The sequence below is a fragment of the Shinella agrisoli genome (assembly GCF_046557955.1).
GTDB lineage: Bacteria > Pseudomonadota > Alphaproteobacteria > Rhizobiales > Rhizobiaceae > Shinella.
In genome coordinates, this window is record NZ_JBJIEP010000048.1 from 1 (window position 1) to 10,792 (window position 10,792).

At 66.2% G+C, this 10,792-nt stretch carries 14 protein-coding genes; all 14 read right to left on the reverse strand.

Features of this window, described 5'->3' with window-relative positions:
* Nucleotides 1–120: 120 nt before the first annotated feature.
* Nucleotides 121–285 carry a hypothetical protein gene (locus ACIIOY_RS26335; RefSeq protein WP_411037636.1) on the reverse strand — a complete coding sequence of 55 codons (165 nt, stop codon included), beginning with the start codon at nt 283–285 and terminating at the stop codon, nt 121–123.
* A gap of 1 nt (nt 286) precedes the next feature.
* A complete protein-coding gene (locus tag ACIIOY_RS26340) occupies nt 287–709 on the reverse strand; it encodes a phage tail terminator protein (protein WP_411037637.1) in 423 nt (140 codons plus the stop codon).
* Complete coding sequence (locus ACIIOY_RS26345; RefSeq protein WP_411037638.1) at nt 706–1,278, reverse strand: phage virion morphogenesis protein; 573 nt, start codon at nt 1,276–1,278, stop codon at nt 706–708. The genes ACIIOY_RS26340 and ACIIOY_RS26345 overlap by 4 nt, the downstream gene beginning before the upstream one ends.
* Nucleotides 1,278–1,709 carry a gp436 family protein gene (locus ACIIOY_RS26350; protein WP_411037639.1) on the reverse strand — a complete coding sequence of 144 codons (432 nt, stop codon included), beginning with the start codon at nt 1,707–1,709 and terminating at the stop codon, nt 1,278–1,280. The genes ACIIOY_RS26345 and ACIIOY_RS26350 overlap by 1 nt, the downstream gene beginning before the upstream one ends.
* Nucleotides 1,709–2,380 (reverse strand): HI1506-related protein, encoded by a 672-nt coding sequence (locus ACIIOY_RS26355; protein WP_411037640.1) that lies wholly within the window; start codon nt 2,378–2,380, stop codon nt 1,709–1,711. The genes ACIIOY_RS26350 and ACIIOY_RS26355 overlap by 1 nt, the downstream gene beginning before the upstream one ends.
* A 92-nt stretch (nt 2,381–2,472) precedes the next feature.
* Nucleotides 2,473–3,369, reverse strand: a complete 897-nt coding sequence (locus ACIIOY_RS26360) for a Mu-like prophage major head subunit gpT family protein (RefSeq protein WP_411037641.1) — start codon at nt 3,367–3,369, stop codon at nt 2,473–2,475.
* Nucleotides 3,370–3,378: 9 nt separating this feature from the next.
* Nucleotides 3,379–3,789, reverse strand: a complete 411-nt coding sequence (locus tag ACIIOY_RS26365; RefSeq protein ID WP_411037642.1) for a hypothetical protein — start codon at nt 3,787–3,789, stop codon at nt 3,379–3,381.
* Nucleotides 3,786–4,931, reverse strand: coding sequence for a phage protease (locus ACIIOY_RS26370; RefSeq protein ID WP_411037643.1), 1,146 nt, complete (start codon nt 4,929–4,931; stop codon nt 3,786–3,788). The genes ACIIOY_RS26365 and ACIIOY_RS26370 overlap by 4 nt, the downstream gene beginning before the upstream one ends.
* Before the next feature lie 353 nt (nt 4,932–5,284).
* On the reverse strand, nt 5,285–6,502 hold the full coding sequence (locus tag ACIIOY_RS26375) for a phage head morphogenesis protein (protein ID WP_411037644.1): 1,218 nt from the start codon (nt 6,500–6,502) through the stop codon (nt 5,285–5,287).
* Between the two features lie 2 nt (nt 6,503–6,504).
* Nucleotides 6,505–8,088 carry a DUF935 domain-containing protein gene (locus tag ACIIOY_RS26380; protein ID WP_411037645.1) on the reverse strand — a complete coding sequence of 528 codons (1,584 nt, stop codon included), beginning with the start codon at nt 8,086–8,088 and terminating at the stop codon, nt 6,505–6,507.
* Nucleotides 8,088–9,530, reverse strand: coding sequence for a phage terminase large subunit family protein (locus ACIIOY_RS26385; protein ID WP_411037646.1), 1,443 nt, complete (start codon nt 9,528–9,530; stop codon nt 8,088–8,090). Before ACIIOY_RS26385 ends, ACIIOY_RS26380 begins: the two co-directional genes overlap by 1 nt.
* Nucleotides 9,530–10,096, reverse strand: coding sequence for a phage protein Gp27 family protein (locus tag ACIIOY_RS26390; RefSeq protein ID WP_411037647.1), 567 nt, complete (start codon nt 10,094–10,096; stop codon nt 9,530–9,532). Before ACIIOY_RS26390 ends, ACIIOY_RS26385 begins: the two co-directional genes overlap by 1 nt.
* A 1-nt stretch (nt 10,097) precedes the next feature.
* On the reverse strand, nt 10,098–10,397 hold the full coding sequence (locus ACIIOY_RS26395; protein WP_411037648.1) for a VpaChn25_0724 family phage protein: 300 nt from the start codon (nt 10,395–10,397) through the stop codon (nt 10,098–10,100).
* On the reverse strand, nt 10,394–10,792 hold a 399-nt coding region (locus ACIIOY_RS26400; RefSeq protein ID WP_411037649.1), incomplete at its 5' end, for a DUF2730 family protein. The genes ACIIOY_RS26400 and ACIIOY_RS26395, both read right to left, overlap by 4 nt.

Sequence of the window (10,792 nt, forward strand, 5' to 3'; positions counted from 1 at the left end):
ACCAGCGGCTCATAGGCGACGTTCGTCATCACCATGGCGTTGGCCGCGCCGGTCGGCGCCGAGCTGGTGCCGTAGACGGTTTCCATCTTGCAGAGGATGGCGAGGTTGTTGACGTAGCGCTCAGCCATTGCCGTTCTCCTTCTTGCCGGCCGGCGCCTTCGCCGTCGCGGCCGCGGCCGGAACCGGCGCGGCGGCCGGCTTTGCGGGTTCCGTTCGCTCGACGAGCGTCGTCGAGCCGTCCTTCTGGCGGATGTAGGAGCCGCCCTTGCCTGCATTCGGGTCCATGTCAGGGGTTTTCCTTCACGTAGCGGGTTGTGGTGAACACGTCCTCGAACCAGACCGTCCCGCCGACCGCCTGCTGAAGCTCGCCTTCGACATGCTGCAGCGGATCGAGCGCGCCTGCCGGTACGAAGCCCAGGGCACGGCCGCGGACGAATGCCTTCAGCTCTTCCAGATCGTCGGCCGCCGCGGCGTTGTGCGTTCCGGCAAGATTGCTGGTGACGATGATGATCGAGATGTCGACGGTGGAGCGTTGGCGGACCTTCCTCCCGATACTTTCGTCCTTGTCCGACCGGTCGCTGCCGGCGAAGACGTAGACCGCCGGCGTCTGCGGCGGAGCATCCTTGACGGTGGCCAGGTCCGTCGCGCCGCCCGCAATGCGGAACGGCGTGCCGGGATCCATGAGGCGGGCGATGATGGACGGGATCAAAGCTTGGCCTCCCGTTCAAGCCACTCCTGGCCGATGGCGACGAGGGTGGCGCGGTCCTGCTCGGAGAAGCCGAGATAGGGCCGTGCCGGGATCCGGACGGTGTGCTCGCCGATGGTGATGTTGCGCTCCCTCGCGCCCTTGGTGCCGGGCTTGACGAAGCGATGGCGGTTGCGGATGCGCTTGAACGATGCGCGCTGGCTGCGGGCATAGTGCGTGATCGAGCCGCCGAGCTGATGGATGCGGGCGTAAGGGAGATTGCTGCCGACCTCGGCGGAGTTGTCGTCAGATGCGGCAACCACGCTCGAATACAGGCCGGCACTCGGGTTCACGCGCAGGATGTTGGCCGTTCCACGGCGGCGGCCGCGCACTTTCTTAAGGGCGGTGCGGGTGGCGAGCGGCTGCCACTTCGCCCCGTCCGGGCCGGTCTCGCGCTCGAAGCGGCGCTGGGTCGAGTGCAGCATCGCGGCCGCGAACTCGGCCATCAGCGCGCCGGGATGCGAGATGGACACGCCGATCGCGCTGAGGACCGGAGACAGCTCGTCGTCGAGGAGGAGCGAGGCGCCGGGCATTAGAGGTGCCTCAGCGTGTCGCGGGTGAAGACGCGGTTCGGCGCGACGGCCTTGACGGAACCGCCGCCCGCCGGCGCCGGGGTCTCGCCGCCGGCCGACAGTTCCACAAGGCCGCGCGAGACGTCGCGCAGCCAGGCGACGGCCTGGTTGTAGGCCGTGGTGACTGGGCTGTCCTTTTCGGCCGCCTTGCCGTGCAGGTAATAGCGGGCGATGTCGGCGGCGGTTTTGACCAGCACGTCCGGAACGTTGGCGAGCGGCAGCTTCACCACCTTGGTCAGGTAACTGTCGATCAGCGCGGAGGCATCGTCCAGGGCGCGGCCGACGACGACGGGATCGACGGTCGAGACCGGAATGTTGACGCGGTCGGTGAGCTGGATGAGCTCGGTTTCGCCGAAACGGTCGATCAGGTCCTGCTGGGTGGCGTACGTCATCAGACCAGCTCGACCGTCAGTTCCGGCTCGCCGAGGAATGCCTCAAGCTGCGCGGGGGAGATTTCCGCGAGGGGGAAGAGGGTGCCGGCCGTCGAATGGGCGATGCCGCCCCGGCGGAAGCCGTTCGTCCTCGCAGACACATGGATGCCGCCGTCATAGTCCTTCGGCGACTTTTCCGAGAATGCGGCGGCAAGGAACGCATAGGTGCGCGGGAAGTCCTCGGCGATGAAGGAGAGGCCGGCGCCCCAGGACACCACGGTGAATTCCTCGGCAAGCGCGAGGTCGACGCCGACGATGCGCAGTGCGCCGGCGGGACCGGCCGGATTGCCGGCCCCGCTTGCCGCAGCGCCCTGGGAGGCATCGGGATCGTGTTCGCTCCCCCCGGAAGCCGCTGCTTCCGCTTCCGGGGCTGACTGGCTGTTCGTCGCGTCCGGCACGATGCCGGGTGTCGACGGGCCATCTTTGTCATGCGGTTTCACCTGCTCGGCCGAAGCCTTGCCGGCAGCAGCGCCGCTCTCGCTCGCGGTGGTATTGGTCCCGCCGGGCACGCCCGAGCCCGGCGGGGTCGCTGCGGCGTCGACAGTTTCGACGGCAGCGTTCTCCGAAGTCGCGGCGATAGCTGCAGCGCCTTTGGTCGGAGCTTTCGAACGGGCTTTTGAAATCCTGGACATGGGCGTTCCTTTCGGGATTTGCGAGGGGGATCGCGGCCGATCCGCCTCGAAAACCCCGCCCGGCTCGCACCGGGCGGAAGGTGGGCCGGCCGTCAGGCCAGCCAGGGAACGACGAGGACCTCGGCGGTCTTGAACCACTTGTTGGTGCCGCCGTTCGTCAGCAGGGGGTTGCCGACGATTTCGAGGGCGGCGCCTTCAAGCGTCGGCGGCACGATGAGGAGTTTCGGCTTGATGGCGAGCGGGCGGCCGTAATCGCCCTTCATGTTCGAAAGGGCCACACGGGCGATCTCGTAGTTGGCGGCGTTGAGCGTCTGCTTCGAGCCCCAGGCGGTCTGCCAGAAGCCGAAGCCGACAGCGCAGCGCCCGTCGAGGCCGTAGCGGAACTCTTTCTTCGAGAAGACGGCTTCGTCGTCCTCCTTGTCCATCCGCACGAGGTTCGTGAACTTCTTGCGCTCCTGGTAGATCAGCGGCTTCAGCGAGCGGCTGTCGTCGACCAGGAACCAGGGCGTACCGGAGCCGCCATCGGTGTTGGCGACCGATACGGTGTTGCCGCTGGCGTCGAGCACCGGATGATCGGTGTCGAAGAAATACTGGCCGTCGTAGCACTTCTCGGAAAAGCCGTTCTTCAGCAGCGACCAGACGAGGGTGTCGGGGAAGGTCACGGCCGTCTGGCCGAAGTCGCGGAACATAGGCGTGTAGATGCCCAGGTTGTCGTCCTCGATATCGTCGCGATCGACGCCGATCGTGTTTTCGTACGACTTGTTGGTCAGCGTATAGCCGTGCTTGGCGAGACCGTTGACGACACGGTCGCCGATCCATTCACGGAAGCCGGGGAAGCGGCCGAGCCAACCGTACTCCTGGGTCCGCGTGGACGAGGGAACGGTGGTCGCGATGCGCGGATACATCGTGGCCGCTTCGGCAATGCCCGCCTGGAACGCGGCGTTGAAGCCGACATAGGCGGAACGAAGGGTGGTCGAGTTGATGTCCATTGGTCACCTTCAGGAGAAACGGACCCACACGCCGTCGGCGTCGACGTCGAAGACCTTGCCGACGACGGAACGGGTGTTGGTTGCGGAGGTCTTGGCGACGGTCTGGTCATCGACGCCGTAGGCATCGGCGCCGATGTCGGCCTGCGTGATGGCGTCGGCGCTCGCCGAATTGGCGTAGCGGAAGATACCGGCGCGGATCACGACGCGCTTTGCGCCGGCAGCGCCAGCGCTGTTGTCGACGCGGCGCTCGACGCGGCCCGCGCCCTTGAGGCCGGTCGCCTCGCTCACCGGCACGGCGTAGCCGGCGGCGTTGACCGCCGCCATGGCGCCGGCATAGAGCACCGCGCCGGCCGCAGCGCCGAATTCACGGGTGTCGCCCGAACGCTGGGGCGTGTTGCGGTCGCCGGAAAGAGCCGTCATGCTTCACCGCCTTTCCGGGCATTGAGCATCTGTTCCTCGGAGAGGCCCATCTGCCGCATGACGGCGAGATCGGCATCGCTCAGTTGCTCTCCGCCGTCCGTGCCGGGGTCCTTCGCCGTCGCGGTGCGCTGCGCGGAGGTGAGCACCGGCGCCTTGCTGACGTACTCGGCGAACTTGGCCGCGTCCGCCCTGTGCAGCGAGATCGCCCAGTCCTTCAGCGCTGGAATGATCTTGCCGTCCCGGATGGCGGCCTCGACGGCCTCGGTGGCCTTGTCCTGGGCGACCTGCTCCTTGAGGGCGTTCAGGTCCGCCTGCATCGCGGCGACCTGGGCGATCGGGACGTACTTGGTCGGATCGACTGCGCCGGCCGTCTGCGCGGCACTGATCGCCGAGACGATCTCCTCGACGCTCGCCGTCTCCGGCTTGCCGACAGCGATCGCAATCTTCTTGCGATCGGCGATTGCGGACTGGACGGCGGTCAGCACCGCCTCGGACTTGGCGTCCTTCGTGAGACCGGCGGCGACGGCGATGGCCGTCGAGCTGGTCAGATACGAGTTGATGGCGGCGAGCACATCATCCTCGCTTGCGCCTTCGGCCAGGCCGAGGGCGGCGAGTATCTTCTTCATGGTTTCCTCTTCGTGGGCTGCGTGGAAGATCGAGTGAGCGGAGACTTCCGACATCACGAGGTTGGGCACGTTGGTCAGCGCCGCATTCTGCAAGGCGAGGATCTTGCCGTCCTTCAGGTGGAAATAGACTGGAGAGAGGTAGCGGTACTCGCCGGCCCGGATCGCGGCCGCAGCGCTCGCCGTCCATTCGACACGGCCGTAGATGCCGTCCGCCCGCGCCTGGATTTCCTTGATCCAGCCGGCGGCCGGGGCCGGCCGTCCGTTTTTCGGCGCGTTGAGCGACTGGTGCTCGTAGTCGATGACGATGTCGGTCGAGCCATGATACTGCCGCGTCGCCTCGGCAATGCGCTGGAGGCTCTTCTCGTCGCCGGCATGGTACGGCCCGCGGCCGTCGCGGCCGGAGAAGGTGCCGGGCGGAATGAGCTGGATCCACACGCCATCGGCGGACGCGGCCGTCAGCTCGGATGCGTGCGCGGACAGCAGGGCTGCAGCAAGAAGGGCGAGAGCGTTTTTCATGCCGCCATGTAACGGTGGCATGATGCGTTCGTCAGAAGTGCAAAACTGCACCTCGTCGGAACCTGACGGGGCGGGCGGAGAGGAAACTAGACTTAGCCGCCGCCTGCTGATCCCGCAACAGGGACGGGCATCAAAATTGAAGGCGGTTTGAAGGCCGTGGGCGCGATCTTTCCTTCCGGACGGCTCATCGGGCGTTCCGGCCCCCGATCGCGCGTCGTCGGCCGAATTTGAAGGACGGCCGATCCCGTGGTAGATTCATGGCGTGCGCGTGACACGGTGACATTCTCGCGGCCGTAGGACCATCTCCGGATGGGACCGTCATGTAGGGTTCCTGCGAGGCCCTACCGCGCACATCATTCCTTCCGCCGATCGACGACGATACGGACGCCATCCCGGTCAAGCAGCTTGCGCACGCGCTCCTCGCTTGTGAAGCGATAGCTCGTCAGGAACGCGGCCGACCTGCTCTTCGTCGCCTTGATGACCGCATGGAGCCACCGGCCGCCGGCAAGGCGGATCAGGACGACGGACAGCGGGCCGTCCACGACGGCAAGGGTCGCCTTCGCCGGGAAGCCCGGCAGCAACCTGTAATCCGCGATCGTCATCTCCGGATGCCGGGCGAGCTGCTTGGTCATTGTCTCGGCCGACAGGAGCGCCACGCGCGCGTCGACCCCAAGAGAAGCGGCGAGCGCGGGCGGGATCGGCATGACGGGCATGCTGCCTTCCGGGCGCTGGACGAACCGTTCGAAGGCGCTGCTGGAGACGCGCTCCTCGACGGCGGCCGCCACCAGCTCCGGCGGCGCATCGGCGATCTTCTCGGCTATGGCCTTGTTGACACGCGCCTCGTAGCCGGCGCGGCCGGGATTGTAGGCCCAGCCCGGATCGATGCCGTCCGGCACCCGCACCACCTCGCCGGTACGGCTGTTCACGAAATTGCGGAACGTGTCTTCCGGCGGCTCGAACCGCAGGTCCTCGCCCTCGGCAAGCAGGCGGTCGATATCGCGCTGCGAAAGGCTCTGCAGCGTGCAGCGGCAATTCCAGCCGCAGGGCGGCGCCCAGGCGTCCCAATAGGGATGGTCGATCGGCAGGACGAGATTGTGCCTGGCGCGGTGCGCCGGCCGCGTGCGCTCGTCGAGGATGCAGACATAGCGCAGGAACGGCCTGGCCTTGCGGTTGCGCTCGAAGTTCGCCCAATGGCCGGCCGCATAGGAGACCCGCATGTTGGTGTCGAAGATCGTCTGGAGGCGGCGCGCGCTGCCGAGCTGGGCCGGCCGGACCTCGCCGGTCAGAGGATCCTCGACGAACTTGCGGCCCCACCAGCCCTTCGCTTCCAGCGCCGGCCGAAGTGTCCGCGCGAACTCGGCCGGCGTGCGGCCCTCCTTCAAAGCCTTTTCGAAGGCGGCGGATATGTCCTTCAGGATGTCGAAGCCGGCCGACTTCGCGACCGTCAAGGACGTCGCGTGCTCCTCCTGCCAGAATTCCTGCCAGGAGAAGGTTTCGACCAGGTCGCCCTTGCGCGCCTCGAAGGCGGCGATGGCGTCGACCGGCGGCAGCGGCTTCAGCTCGACGGCCACGCTCAGCCCTCGTCGGACAGGTCATCGCCGCCGATGCCGGCAAGGCGGGCGGAAAAGGCGGCGCGGGCCAGCATGTCGGTGAGCGCGCTGACGTCCATGTTCCGATAGCGGTCGGCGAGGATCGCGCGCACGTCCTCCATGCTCGTCGCGGCCGCGATGCGCTCTTCGAGCCCGGCGACGATCGGCTCCACCATCTCGGCCCACCCGTCGTCGGCGAGGATCTCCGCAATGGACGTGTCGATCGCGTCGGAGGGTTTTGCCGGCGCGGCCGCACGCTGCGCGGCGGGTGTGCCGGGAACCGGGGGCTTCTTCTCGTCGGGCTCCGGCGGATCGGCCGGTGCGGACGTCCTGGCGCGCGGCACGAGCAGCTCCTCGTCCTTGCCCGGCTCCGGCGCGCCGATCTTGTCGCGCACCGTGGACATGCCGATCTTGCCGCCCATCGCCACGAAGGTCTCGACGTTCTTCATCCACTTCTCGACGTCGATCTGTTCCGGACGGCCGATCCTGATCTTCGGATAGGCTTTCTGCGGCCCCTTGTTCAGGTCGATGTACGGACGCACGAGATCCCGGTTGAGCGTGGCGGCGAGCTGCTTGGCGTCGGATCGCTCGATGTCGGCCTTCACGCCGTCGTGCACCTTCGCCTGGGCATAGCCGCCCGCCGTCATGTCCGTGGTGCCGGTCTGGCCGAGGACAAGCTTGGAGACCTGACGGTCGAGCCAGTCGCAGCGCTTCTCGTAGAGCTCGTGCGAGCCGGTGACGTCGGCCTTGATGAACTCGACCGACATCGACTGCGGCACGATCGCGGAATAGTCGACACCGATATTGGCGACCGCCTGCAGGAGGATTTCCTTGTCGGCCTCCGAAGCGCCTTCGCCCCATTTGCCGAGGCGCAGCGGCTGGCCGTAGGCCTCGCAGAAGATCGCCCAGTCCTTGGCCGTGAAGCTCTTGAAGAGGAAGGTCCAGCACACGGCGCGGGCGATGCCGCCGCGGATCGGCAGGCCCGATTTGACCTTGGCCTGGTGGAAGACCCATTTGTACGGTGCAAGCGGTTGGTCGCCGCCCACGTCGCGCAGCAAGGGCGTCTCGCCGTCGTCGTCGGAAAAGCGGAACCAGCGCGGGTCGCGCCATTTGAGCGCGACCGGCTCCCACTGGCTCTCCGAGGTTTCCCATATGATCTCCGTTGCGGAGAAACCCTTGCCGACCGCATCCAGGATGTCGACCAGCTCCGTCTCGAAGGCGTCGCGCTCGACGAAGGCGCGGATCAGGTCCGCATTCTCGACATCGTCCGCGGCGTCGCTCGCCGCCTCGACGGTGACGTCGAGGCCCGCGACCTGCAGCTTGCGCGAGCCGAGCACGCCGGCATAGTGCAGGTCACGCTCCTCCATGTCCTCGGCGAGCGCGAGATATGCTTCCGGATCGCCGTTCACGCTGGACTTGAGCAGGCGGGCGAGCTTGCCGGGCGTCAGGCCCGACGCCTGGTGCTCCGTGTTCGGCCGTCGCACGCCCGTCATGGTGGGCGCGGCATGTTCCTTCTTCAGCGCGGCCGTGCTGATCGGCCGGCCGTACTGGTCGACGAGCTGGACCATCAGAAAATACCTCTCGATCGGCGCATGGACGAAAGCCGCGACGGAGCGCCGTCGTCGCGGTCGGTATTCGGGGTGTCGAACTTGGTCGGTGCGCGCCGCACGGGAATGTAGCCGTATTCCATGCCGGGGACGCTGGCGGCTTCGATCGCCAGCGCCAGTGCCCAGAAGCGGTCGGCGTGTCCGTCTGCGGTGCGCTCGGCCGTGAAGCGGATGTTGCCGGCCGCCGAGACCTGTTTGGTCACGGAGCGCAGATCGGCGCGGATATGCTTGTCGAACGGGATGCGAAGCCGGCGCTCTTCCATCTTGGATCGGACAGGATAGGCGAGCGCCTCCTTCACGGGTGCCGAGAACGTGACGGCTTCGACGGCGTGCTCTCCGAACTTTGCCTGCGCGTCGTCAGCCCAACCGATGCCGAGGCCGGTGGCGTCGATGCAGATCCGCACGCACCGCTCGAACCACGGCCAGAGCACCTTCTCCTGCTCGGGCTTGCTCATCTTACTGAGCGCCTCGACATGGCGGGTGTAGAGGACGTCCCCGAGCTTCTCGACCACCCAAAGGACAGTCAGGTCCTTCTTGCGGCCGATGTCGACGCCGGCATAGAGCTGCCGGCCCTCGATGGCGGTCCAGTCGACGTCGGTCGGATACTCGCAGGCGGCGATGAGATCGTATTCCAGGAAGGCGGCATCGTCGTCGGCCGGCTCGCACATGTATTCCTGGAGAAAGCTCTCCTCGTCGGCGCAACCGGCCTTCACCCAATCGAAATATTCCGCTTCCGTCATCTCCTGCTGTTCGGCATCGGCCGGCAGGGACTGCTGCAGCTTGTACAGGAAGCCGTCTTCCAGGGCCTTCTGGAGAGTGACGGTGTGCAGGCTGATCCTCTTCGGATTGCCGCCCTCGCGGGTCTCGCGGACAAGCTGGTTGAAGAAATTGTGCGAGCCGCGATGCGTGGAGATGACCTCCATGGACCCGCCCCAGGTTAGGCCGGGATAGGCGATGGACCAGAGCTTGCGCGGATCGGGATGAAGGGCGAACTCGTCGAGCACGCGACCCCCGCGTTTGCCGGCCTGGGCGTCGGGGTTCGAGCTCATGGAGTTGATGCGAAGATTGTTCGCAAAGCGCAGGACGTAGGCGTTGTGCTTGCCCTCCGGGTCGAGCGCCTGTTCACCGAGATCCTGCGCGGCAAGGTCCAGAATGCCGGCCCACAGCTTGCAGTCTTCGAGAAAGAGCCGCGCCTGGATGTCGTCGCGGGAGGAGACCCATTGGTCGCGCTTGGCGGTCACCAGGGCGGTACGGGAGACGGTGGCATAGGCCGTCGACCAGGAAAGGCCGATCTGCCGCCCCTTCTCCATGAGTTTCAGGCGCGAATTGTCGTTCACCCACCTTGCCTGGTAGGGCAGGAAGATCGCATCCGGGTTTGCGGGAATGATCAGCGCGCGGCCCATCAGAGGACCCCGAGGCGCCTGTTGATCTCGTCCATGGTCTCCTGGGACACGCCGGCCTTGCGGACAACCTGCGCGACCTCATCGACCGCCTTTTCGAGCTTCGCCTGGGCAAGCTCCTCCGCCTTGCGGCGATGTTCGGATGAATGCCGTTGGCCGACGATGACTTCCTTGTAGGCTCGGGCCAGATCCAGAGCGCCTTTCGAGCCAATTTCGCTTGCGTCCAGCAATTCGTCGATCAAGGTCTTGAGGAACTCCCCCAGGACAATATCGTCCTTGCCGATCTGTTCCGGTGTGAGCTTGTCGGCGATCCCGGCATAGATGTAGCGGCGTTCCTCCAGTTGCATCGCGCGCTTCGCCAGGCGGGCCGATCGCCGATAGAAGGCGGACTTCGAGATCGGAGGGATGCCCTTCGCCTCAAGCCGGTCGTTCAGCTCGAAGAGGATGTCCGCCGTCGTGCGGCGACGTTCGTTGAGCTGGCCGACAGCCCATATGACATCGTCCTGGGCTTCCTCCGGAAGCATTTCCAGGCTGCTGAGCCGGCCACGGAGGCGACGATCGTCCGCCATGTCAGGGCCTCATGGTCGGAGGCTGTACGCCGGCGATCGAGGCAAGCCCCTGCAGAAACAAGTCACCCCGCTCCGTCAGGCGCGCGATGACAACCGTGCCGGCTGGTATAACGTCGACGGCGCCCATGTCGCGAAGGTACGCGTATTGTGTTTCGACCCACTCGCGAGGCTTGTCGATCAGGAAGCCGCGCTGAAGATACCGACGCATCGCCTCCGACGTCAGCGATCGGTTGGGCTGAAGTTTCAGCTCCTTCAGGATGATAAGGCGGGCCTCTTCCTGGATGATGGTCTCGATGCTCATTTCTTGGCTTGCTCCAGCAGATATTCCTGCAAGCGGTGATTGGTGGCGGCGATCGGCCGTAGCCGCTCGTCCATGGTGTCGAGGCGGCCGACGATGCGTTCCATTGCGAGCTGGAGAGAATGAGCGGTCTCACGGTCCGGCAGATGTTTCATCTCGCTTTCGACCGTCTGCACGCGCCGGTCATGTTCGACGAGCTTCACTTCCACCTTCGTGACGCGCTCATCGAGCTTCTTTTCTCCGGAGGTGAAGATCGTCTTGAGCTGCGTCGCCAGGGCGATGATGGACAGGGCGGCCCCGATCCACGGCATGATGATCGACAGGTCCATCAAGGTCTCTTCTCCGTGGCCTCGACGGCCGACACAGCCGCCGCCCGTCTGGTTTCGCAGGTGATGAGC

Excerpts from the sequence above, each read along its gene's own strand:
- ACIIOY_RS26360 (WP_411037641.1), bottom strand. The coding sequence starts at position 3,369 with ATGGACATCAACTCGACCACCCTTCGTTCCGCCTATGTCGGCTTCAAC.
- ACIIOY_RS26335 (WP_411037636.1), bottom strand. The coding sequence starts at position 285 with ATGGACCCGAATGCAGGCAAGGGCGGCTCCTACATCCGCCAGAAGGAC.
- ACIIOY_RS26380 (WP_411037645.1), bottom strand. The coding sequence starts at position 8,088 with ATGGTCCAGCTCGTCGACCAGTACGGCCGGCCGATCAGCACGGCCGCG.
- ACIIOY_RS26390 (WP_411037647.1), bottom strand. The coding sequence starts at position 10,096 with ATGGCGGACGATCGTCGCCTCCGTGGCCGGCTCAGCAGCCTGGAAATG.
- ACIIOY_RS26365 (WP_411037642.1), bottom strand. The coding sequence starts at position 3,789 with ATGACGGCTCTTTCCGGCGACCGCAACACGCCCCAGCGTTCGGGCGAC.
- ACIIOY_RS26370 (WP_411037643.1), bottom strand. The coding sequence starts at position 4,931 with ATGAAAAACGCTCTCGCCCTTCTTGCTGCAGCCCTGCTGTCCGCGCAC.
- ACIIOY_RS26355 (WP_411037640.1), bottom strand. The coding sequence starts at position 2,380 with ATGTCCAGGATTTCAAAAGCCCGTTCGAAAGCTCCGACCAAAGGCGCT.
- ACIIOY_RS26385 (WP_411037646.1), bottom strand. The coding sequence starts at position 9,530 with ATGGGCCGCGCGCTGATCATTCCCGCAAACCCGGATGCGATCTTCCTG.
- ACIIOY_RS26395 (WP_411037648.1), bottom strand. The coding sequence starts at position 10,397 with ATGAGCATCGAGACCATCATCCAGGAAGAGGCCCGCCTTATCATCCTG.
- ACIIOY_RS26345 (WP_411037638.1), bottom strand. The coding sequence starts at position 1,278 with ATGCCCGGCGCCTCGCTCCTCCTCGACGACGAGCTGTCTCCGGTCCTC.
- ACIIOY_RS26350 (WP_411037639.1), bottom strand. The coding sequence starts at position 1,709 with ATGACGTACGCCACCCAGCAGGACCTGATCGACCGTTTCGGCGAAACC.